This window comes from Brachyspira pulli, assembly GCF_036997785.1.
GTDB classification, from domain to species: Bacteria; Spirochaetota; Brachyspiria; order Brachyspirales; family Brachyspiraceae; genus Brachyspira; species Brachyspira pulli.
On sequence record NZ_JAWLQI010000022.1, the window covers coordinates 38,948 to 46,575 of the forward strand.

Here is a 7,628-nt window from a genome sequence, read left to right on the forward strand (position 1 = left end):
CTTATTTATTCTCTGTTATTATACTATATAGATCATCTTTATCTTCATATTCTATTAATAAATTAATTATTTCTTCCTGATGATTTTTAATATCATCTTCTACCCATTTATCATATTTACAAAAAACTAAAGCTTGTTTTAAGCTATATTTTCTTTTAAATTTTTCCCATTCTAATCTTTTATTATTATAATCCCATTTTCCTAGTAAAGTATTTTGTGATGAAGATATTAAACATAAATTTCCTATACCATGCAAAATATCATTACCTAATCCTATATTTTCAGCCTGTTTTTGTGAATATATATGCTCAATAGAACCAACTGAAGCAAATTCAAAATTCTTTATTATATCATTAATTTCGTTATAATTATTAAAAAGCTTATTCTCTAATAAAATTAAAAAATCTATATAATAAAAAAGTTTACGGGAAATATCAGGATAACATAATTTATAAAAATCCAACTTACTAACATTTTCTCTTAATGATTTCCACAAAGAATTTGTAAAACTCATTAATCTATCTTCTTCACAGTTATTTATCAATGAATTTAATGCTTTATAAAGCCAAGTTTTATTTTGTTTTGTAGGACTTAAATTTTCTAGTATAATTTGTAAATGTATAATAAAATATTCCAATAATTCTAACAATTTTTTATTATCATCTTTTGCTTCATCTTCTTCTAATTCATTAGTGATAGTATTTATATAATATTTTTCCTTAATATTCTTCTTATATGACTGTATTCTATATTTTTCATCATTCTCTTTTTTATTATCCTGCTTAATAATATAATTATCAAAAATAAATCTATATTTTAATAATTTCAATATGAAATCACAAACAAAATTATTCCTTTCTAAATATTGATCAAAATTAATTAATAATTTTTGTATATCTAATGATAATTCCTCATTTTTTGAATATAATTTAAGAGCAATCAATAAGAAATTTGGAAAATCTATAATAGATTTGAACCTTTCATCTAATTCTGTTTTTTCATCTGGTTTTGTATCTATTGAAGCCTCATCTTTAAAAATATTAATCAATGTAGATTTATCACTTATATTTGGTAACTGAGCATTTATTTTTTCAAAAATATTTTCATTATTTATTATAGATTCTATATTCTCAATATCTAATTTATATGAAGGGTATATACTAAAATCAGAAATAATTTCCCAAATATAAGAATATTGCTTTCTTTTCTCACCTTCTTTGATTAAATTTAATAGTCTTGCTTTTAATATATCATGAAATTCTAACTGTTCGCCTCTTGTATTCATTATCTCAAAATATTCTATTAAATCAGTATCCTTAGAAAGTATTATTCTTATAATTTGTACTTTATCAAATAAAAAATCAGTATATTCTTTTTTGATGTCTTCATTTTCTTTGAAATATTCATCAAAAAAATTATTTATAACATTAAAAGCATATTCAAACGACTGCAAGCCATTTTCTTCTGTTACATATGCTTCATTTATTTCTTCTTTTCCTAACTTCTTTTTCAAATATTCATTTATTTCATCTCTAATTTCAAAATAAATTGTGATATCTTTATTTATTAATTCATTTCTCAAAAGATATTTTTCTCTCAAATAAATATAAATTAAACTTATAACTGTTAACCTTTGCTGACCATCTATAACATCGTAGATATTATCATTTTCTTTATGAGCAACAACCAATGAACCTATATAATAATGCGATTCTTTATCATTTTTATATTGATTATAAATATCAAGTAATAATTCTAATATCTCTTTTTCACCCCAAGCAAAATTTCTTTGATATATAGGTATTCTATAGAAATCATCATTATCAAATATTTCGTATAATGTATAAGTCTTTAATTCTTCACTAGACATTTTTATCCCCCAATTATTTAATTTCTTTATTATCATAAAAAACAGGAATAGTATTTTTTATATAGTCAATAATTTTATCTATTTTTCTTTTTTCATATTTGATATTTACTTTTTGATTCATTATACCTAGTTTTAATATATCATTAGGCTCATAGCAAAAATTATAAATATAATAAAAATAATTATTTATAGAATTATTAATAATATGATTTGTAACAGCATATTTTTCCAATCTTATTCTATAAGCATAAGCATATATTTTGATATTTAAATTATCATTTAAACTATTAATTCCAAACTTATTAATAAAAGCTATTAATGCTGCTTTATATAATAATTTAACAAATTTATCACCAGATCTATCACTCTTATAATAATTGATATGAATGGCATTTTTTAATGTGACTTCCACAGTATCATACAAATCATTATAATACTCCAGCATATAGAAGAAATATTCCCCATTTATAATAGGTCTATTTATATCATAATAATTATTAACTATGCTGCTATTAATATATGGATAATTTTTATTTTTATTAATACCTTTAAATAAATTTATTTCATTTTTGTAAAAATTATCACTAGCATAATCTCTAACAGTCCATTTTTTTATTCTATACAATGTGTTGAATAATTCACCTAACCTATTATTATTTATTAATCTTTCCCATTTGTTCACAATTTGTTTTTTTGTTAAATTAGTAATGTAAGGAGACACTTCATTCAAATGATAGGCCTTCAATAAATCAAATGCTTCCAATGGCTTACCTCTTGAATTCTGAGAATCAAATAATTGAAAAGCCTCTTCTAACTTATCAACTACAATAACCACCATCTTACAATTATTTAAAATAAATTTTAACAAATCTGTATCTTTAGCTACATAACTTTTTATATATTTATAATTTCTTATAATATTATTTTTAGAAATATCATCGAAGCAAGAATTTAAAATAGCATTTTCTATACTTTCTTTTTTATCATTCATTTTTTCTAAAATATTAAGTATAATAGAAATGCTCACCAATCTTTGCTGACCATCTACTATATTATATTCTTCTTTTTCTTTATGTAAAATTAAAGTACCAATTCTATATTCATTTTTATTATTATTATTTTTTATATCATTAAGAAGCTTTAAAATAGTTTCTTCTTTCCATTTATAAGGTCTTTGATATTCTGGTATAACTAATTTTTTTTCTAAAATATTTCCTAAAGTCAATAATTTTAATTCATCTTCTATTATTGGCATAATACACCCTTATAATATATAAATTAATTATTCAAAAAATCTTCTCTTTGAGGAGTAAAAGTATCTAATAATTTACCTTTTTTAATGCATTTACATCCATGAGCCATATTTTTAGCGAAATGCAAAGTATCACCAGGCTTACAGAAATATTCCTGTCCATTAACATTAAATTGAAATTCACCTTCTAATATATAAGTAATCTGTTCATGCTCATTATGAGAATGAGGTTCAGCTACAGCATTTTCATCAAATTCCATATAAACAGTCATAAGATTATCAGAATGAGCTAATATTTTTCTTTTAAGCCCATTACCTAAATTTTTTAATTCAGTTTTATTAAAATCTTGATACATAATAAATTCCTTTTTAAAAATTAAAATATTTAAAAGTATAACAAGTTTATAGAAGAATTCAAGGAAATAAAGAATAAAAGGCACAAAAAAACCAGCCTAAGTGGCTAGTTTATTAACGAGGTATAAAAAATATAATATGGAAAAATTCTTTCAAATATGAATAGCAGTAAGATTTAAGTCGGACAATCTCCGAATAAAGGAGGTGATCCAGCCACACCTTCCGGTACGGCTGCCTTGTTACGACTTCACCCTCATCATCAGTCCCACCTTCGGCGCCGCCCCCCTTGCGGTTAGGCTAACGACTTCAGGTAAAACCAACTCCGATGGCGTGACGGGCGGTGTGTACAATCCCCGGGAACGTATTCACCGTAGCGTTCTGATCTACGATTACTAGTGATTCCAACTTCATGGAGTCGAGTTTCAGACTCCAATCCGAACTGAGGCAACTTTTTTGAGTTTCGCTCCACCTCGCGGTCTCGCATCTCTTTGTACTTGCCATTGTAGCACGTGTGTAGCCCTGGACATAAGGGCCATGAGGACTTGACATCATCCCCACCTTCCTCCTACTTGAACGTAGGCAGTCCCCTAAGAGTGCCCGACATTACTCGGTAGCAACAAAGGGTGAGGGTTGCGCTCGTTGCGGGACTTAACCCAACATCTCACGACACGAGCTGACGACAGGCATGCAGCACCTATGTAAAACGTCCTTGCGGTCTGACTTATCTCTAAATCATTCATCTTACAATTCAAACCCAGGTAAGGTTTTTCGCGTATCATCGAATTAAACCACATGCTCCACCACTTGTGCGGGGACCCGTCAATTTCTTTGAGTTTCACCCTTGCGGGCATACTCCTCAGGCGGTACACTTAAGACGTTAGCTACGGCACTCCTATTTAGATAGAAGCACCTAGTGTACAACGTTTACGGCTAGGACTACCAGGGTATCTAAGCCTGTTTGCTACCCTAGCTTTCGTGATTCAGCGTCGATAAATGTCCAGATGACTGCCTTCGCTATAGGTGTTCCTCTCGATATCTGCGCATTCCACCGCTACACCGAGAATTCCATCATCCCCTACAATATCCAAGACTTACAGTATCCGAGGCGTTCCCGAAGTTGAGCTTCGGTCTTTCACCTTAGACTTATAAGTCCGCCTACTCACCCTTTACGCCCAGTAAATCCGAGCAACGTTTGCCTCCTACGTATTACCGCGGCTGCTGGCACGTAGTTAGCCGAGGCTTACATTATCTACTGTCACTCATTCTTCGATAATTTCCGAGGTTTACAACCCGAAGGCCTTCATCCCTCACGCGATGTCGCTCCATCAGACTTTCGTCCATTGTGGAAGATTCTCAGCTGCTGCCTCCCGTAGGAGTCTGGGCCGTATCTCAGTCCCAATGTGGCCGGTCACCCTCTCAGGTCGGCTACCTATCGTAGCTTTGGTAGGCCGTTACCCTACCAACAGGCTAATAGGCCGCAGGCTCATCGTAAAGCGGATCGCTCCTTTCCTCTACGCCACTTATGTAGCAAGAGTATATGCGGTATTAGTCCATGTTTCCATGGGTTATCCCCCACTCTACGGCAGATTACCTACGTGTTACTCACCAGTTCGCCGCTAACTTATCCAGTTGCCCGAATAAGCCCGCTCGACTTGCATGCTTAAGACGCATCGCCAACGTTCGCTCTGAGCCAGAATCAAACTCTCCATACTCACAATTTTGTGAATCTGAAACGATTCTTTATTTTTCTATTCTACTGAATAGAGATTTACTTACTTAAAGAAATGTTACAAATTGTAACCGTTGGGTCATAGAACTTATTAAGTTCATTTACACCAGTTGTGTTTTGTTTTTCTTAAATTGCTTCTGCTATCCATATTTCAAAGAACTTTTGTTTTTTAGTTTTGTGTCTCAGCTGATGTTTATTTCGTTTTGTTTTTTCTCATCAACTGTTTTATTATTATAGCACAGGGTCAAAAAAACACAATAGGCTAAAACCGCGTTTTTTAAAAAAATTCTGAGTTTTTTAGCCATAATCACGCTTTATAATACATATACTACATTTTTAAAATTCGTTTTGCCAAATTTGCCCATTTTTTGCCAATTTCGACCTCGAAAATGGCTCAAAATCTGGAATTTCTGGGAAATTTTGGGGCTTTTTTGGGAAATTTTTCCTGATTTTTTTAAAAAAATTGCAAAAAATTGGATTTTTTTAGAAAAAAACTTTTAAAAAAATCGTTTTAGACTATGTAATTTTCAAAATACATGGATATTTTTTCCAAAATAATTCTAAATTTTTCCAAAATAGCAGGTCTAAAGGGCATAAAATTTCTATAAAAAGCCGCAAAAAATCTTAAAATCATTTCAAAAAATCTTAAAATCAATTAAGATTATTCTTAGTAATTAGAATCTTTCTTGAAAATTAGTATAGTCTTGAGATTAGGATACATTGATTTTTTTAAAGTTTGTCAATTTTTATGTTGTTATTTTACAGACACATACTCTTTTAGTACTTCATTAAAGAACCTTATACCCTCAACAGGATTGGATATATTTTATGAAAGCGCAAATATAAACTTACAATTATAAAATCATACTAAGTTTATTTTAGATTATGATATAAATTATTAACTTTAAGATACCCTTTTTACAAAGTATATTGAGAATATAAGACTTTGTATCAATAGAATAGCTAAAAGTATTTTTTCAGTCGCTATAAAAGACTTTTTTCGATCGCAAAAGAAATGGTGAATGATGCAAAAAATAAAGTGCTACATCTTGCATGCTTGGAAAAGACAAAGAAAAGATATAAAAAATAAAAATACAACTTGATTCTCAAAAAACTATATTTGTTTATGATATTATTAAAAATTAGGTATTATAGTCTTTCTTGAAAATTAAAGACTTGTTCTATAAAAAAAATTATAAAAAATTATTCTTAAAAAAATACAATATAAATGCAATGATAAATAAAAAAAATATCAACTAAAGTATTTTAAACAAAGCCGATAAAGGAAATTAGCTGATTATATATAAAAATAAGCTAAAAAAAATATTATGTTTATACGAACTTGATTTTATATTTAATTAGATATATTATATAAACCTAAAAATGGAGTAAGATTTTGGATAACATCATAGATATTATTAACAAAGCTGAATTAAAAACAATAGATAAAGAGACATTCTTATCTATAGCATCAATGTGTTCGTTTATTCCAAAATCTATAACAGAGAACAACACTTGGAAAAAATTACCTCTATCTGCTAAAGAAGTTTACAGAAGTTTAGTGGCTAATTATGATTATGAGATTGGACTTGCTAAAATAACTCATTCTCAGATATTAAGCGAAGCTGGAATAGGTGGAAATGCTACTATAGTGAAATCTTTGGATACTCTTGAAGAAAAAGGGTTTATTACTAGAGTAGAATCTAAAGTGAAAAGTCATCACTATCTTATGCCGCATCAAGAGAAGTTTTTTGCCACTGTATGTAATTTTGAAGCTAGGGATTTCTCTATACTTTATACTCTAAACAAGAAAGCTAAAAAAGAAACTCAAGTTAAACAAGCTGTTGATAAACTTTTCTTCAAAGTTTGTTATAATTTAAGTTGTTTAGGTATAGATGATCCCCAAAAGCTAATAGATAAATATTCCTCTAATGGAAATCAGCTTAGAGTAATTTTATTTATGTGTAATTCTGTTTATATTGCTAAGAAATATAACTTAAACAAAGATATAAATTTAAACAATTATCTTGTAGAGTCATTAAAAACTGGAAATATTACAGAAAATATGTTTGATGAAAAAACTATGAGCTCTATAAGAAACATATTAATCAAAAATAAACAAAATATTACAGAGTAAAAAGATATGGCAACAAAAAAAACTACTACAAACAAAAAAGACGAAGTAAAAGAAACTACAAAAAAGACTACAACTAAGAAAACTGCAGCTAAAAAAGATGATGCTGAAGTAAAAGAAACTGCAAAAAAAACTACAACTAAGAAAACTGCAGCTAAAAAAGATGATACTGAAGCAAAAGAAACTGTTAAAAAAACTACAACTAAGAAAACTGCAGCTAAAAAAGATGAAGCTGAAGTAAAAGAAACTGCAAAAAAAACTACAACTAAGAAAACTGCAGCTAAAAAAG

The 7,628-nt window shown here is 28.6% G+C and carries 5 protein-coding genes and 1 rRNA gene; 2 read left to right on the forward strand and 4 right to left on the reverse strand.

All coding sequences use genetic code 11. The features are described 5' to 3' along the window. Nucleotide 1: 1 nt before the first annotated feature. The 4 genes from R4K56_RS06670 to R4K56_RS06685 all read right to left on the reverse strand — a co-directional run bounded on the left by R4K56_RS06670 (nt 2) and on the right by R4K56_RS06685 (nt 5,188). Nucleotides 2-1,870 (reverse strand): DUF262 domain-containing protein, encoded by a 1,869-nt coding sequence (locus tag R4K56_RS06670; RefSeq protein ID WP_335771686.1) that lies wholly within the window; start codon nt 1,868-1,870, stop codon nt 2-4. A gap of 13 nt (nt 1,871-1,883) precedes the next feature. Next, a complete protein-coding gene (locus R4K56_RS06675) occupies nt 1,884-3,125 on the reverse strand; it encodes a DUF262 domain-containing protein (RefSeq protein WP_335771687.1) in 1,242 nt (413 codons plus the stop codon). Nucleotides 3,126-3,148: 23 nt separating this feature from the next. Next, nucleotides 3,149-3,478, reverse strand: coding sequence for a cupin domain-containing protein (locus R4K56_RS06680; RefSeq protein WP_335771688.1), 330 nt, complete (start codon nt 3,476-3,478; stop codon nt 3,149-3,151). A gap of 195 nt (nt 3,479-3,673) precedes the next feature. Next, a 16S ribosomal RNA gene (locus R4K56_RS06685) occupies nt 3,674-5,188 on the reverse strand. A 1,413-nt stretch (nt 5,189-6,601) separates the two neighbouring features. Between R4K56_RS06685 and R4K56_RS06690 the strand changes: the two genes are divergently transcribed. Both R4K56_RS06690 and R4K56_RS06695 read left to right on the forward strand, forming a co-directional pair. Further along, nucleotides 6,602-7,342, forward strand: a complete 741-nt coding sequence (locus R4K56_RS06690) for a hypothetical protein (protein ID WP_335756829.1) — start codon at nt 6,602-6,604, stop codon at nt 7,340-7,342. 6 nt (nt 7,343-7,348) lie between these two features. Next, nucleotides 7,349-7,628: hypothetical protein (locus R4K56_RS06695; protein WP_335786897.1), on the forward strand; the 280-nt coding region annotated here is incomplete at its 3' end.

Coding starts and splice junctions, on each gene's coding strand:
- R4K56_RS06670 (WP_335771686.1), bottom strand. CDS start 1,870: ATGTCTAGTGAAGAATTAAAGACTTATACATTATACGAAATATTTGAT.
- R4K56_RS06680 (WP_335771688.1), bottom strand. CDS start 3,478: ATGTATCAAGATTTTAATAAAACTGAATTAAAAAATTTAGGTAATGGG.
- R4K56_RS06675 (WP_335771687.1), bottom strand. CDS start 3,125: ATGCCAATAATAGAAGATGAATTAAAATTATTGACTTTAGGAAATATT.